Here is a 1,307-nt window from a genome sequence, read left to right as displayed (position 1 = left end):
ACTTTTTATCTGCCGATAAGATTGTATGGCGTGACGGGCTTAGTATTTGAGCTAATTCACAAACGCCGGTTGAGGAAACCTAACGCCATGCTGTGGGGCGCCGCACAGCGGCGTCCCAGCCCCTACAGGGGCGACACCAGCAATTTGTTAGGTGCTTTTGCACAAGCTGCTTTGTAATTCATGCAAACTTGGCATGGTTTTATGTTGGCATGAGCCTTGTGGCAAAACATCCCAGCCTGCTTTAGAAGATGTATGTAAATGAATTACCACTTTACCATCGGGGTCTTCGAGAAGACCTACAGGAACCCATACAAGCTCAGTATTACCCAAAGGGTTGGGAACTGGGCTTCCACATGACTTGCAGAAATCTACACGGTAGCCTGAGTCTTTAACAAACGATGAAATATTATTCTGGCCTTGAACCCATTCAAAATATTCTTTGTTGATGAGAGTCCCTGCATTAGCAGAAGAGCCTGTCACCTTACGGCATAAACTACAGTGGCATTGGTAAAAGTTTGGAGTTTCACAGGACAACTTAAACTTAACTTCATTGCATAGGCACTGACCAATCATAAATAGATCTCACTTATTATTACGGCGAACGCTCCGGTGTAGTTTTAGTAGCACATAACGCCAAAATCAGGTGCGCCGTAGGCGTCACCTGGATTTTTTTGTTATGTTGCTGTTGGGTGCTGGTAAATATGCCATATACCACCACGAAACTCTGTAGCTTTGCTAAAAACTGCACCTACAGATTCAGCAAGTTTTATAGATGGAATATTTTCTGAATTTATGAAGCTAATCAATGGCAAATTTGGTATGTGTTCTCTGCCAGCAACTTGCACTGCGATAGTTGCTTCCTTAGCGTAACCTTTACCCCAATATCTTGGAGCCAAAGCCCATTTTATTTCTGGCGCTGGCCAATCATTGGGATACCAGAAACCAACAGGCCCAAGGACTTTACCAGAATCCTTACTCACTACAGCATACGGCCCATATTTTCTGATTTGCCAATGACCGATCATACCGCACATAGTTCGCCAAGTTTCACCTTCAGTGAATTCCCGACCAGTTGTAAATTTTGTTGCAACAGTATCGGAATAATATTCATGAAGATCTCTCCAATCATCATCTTGGAATTGCCTGAGAATTAATCGCTCTGTTTCTAATTCAGAAGGTACAAGAAAATCCATCTACTTGATAACTCCTTTGATTGGATTGCAACATAACGCCTGTGTGTGGGGTGCCGCCACAGGCGGCATCCCAGACAGCTTGCTGCCGACACCACGCTTTTGTTAGGTTTTCGA

2 protein-coding genes are annotated in these 1,307 nt (G+C 44.0%); both read right to left on the bottom strand.

Going from position 1 to position 1,307, the window contains the following annotated elements; translation table 11 throughout:
* Positions 1 to 147: 147 nt before the first annotated feature.
* A complete protein-coding gene (locus KDK16_RS07085) occupies positions 148 to 573 on the bottom strand; it encodes a GFA family protein (RefSeq protein ID WP_257275338.1) in 426 nt (141 codons plus the stop codon).
* A gap of 101 nt (positions 574 to 674) precedes the next feature.
* Positions 675 to 1,193 (bottom strand): GNAT family N-acetyltransferase, encoded by a 519-nt coding sequence (locus tag KDK16_RS07080; RefSeq protein ID WP_257275337.1) that lies wholly within the window; start codon positions 1,191 to 1,193, stop codon positions 675 to 677.
* Positions 1,194 to 1,307: the final 114 nt, after the last annotated feature.

The organism is Endozoicomonas sp. SESOKO4, from assembly GCF_024606275.1.
This window is presented reverse-complemented; position numbering and strand designations above follow the sequence as displayed.

Coding starts and splice junctions, on each gene's coding strand:
- KDK16_RS07080 (WP_257275337.1), bottom strand. CDS start 1,193: ATGGATTTTCTTGTACCTTCTGAATTAGAAACAGAGCGATTAATTCTC.
- KDK16_RS07085 (WP_257275338.1), bottom strand. CDS start 573: ATGATTGGTCAGTGCCTATGCAATGAAGTTAAGTTTAAGTTGTCCTGT.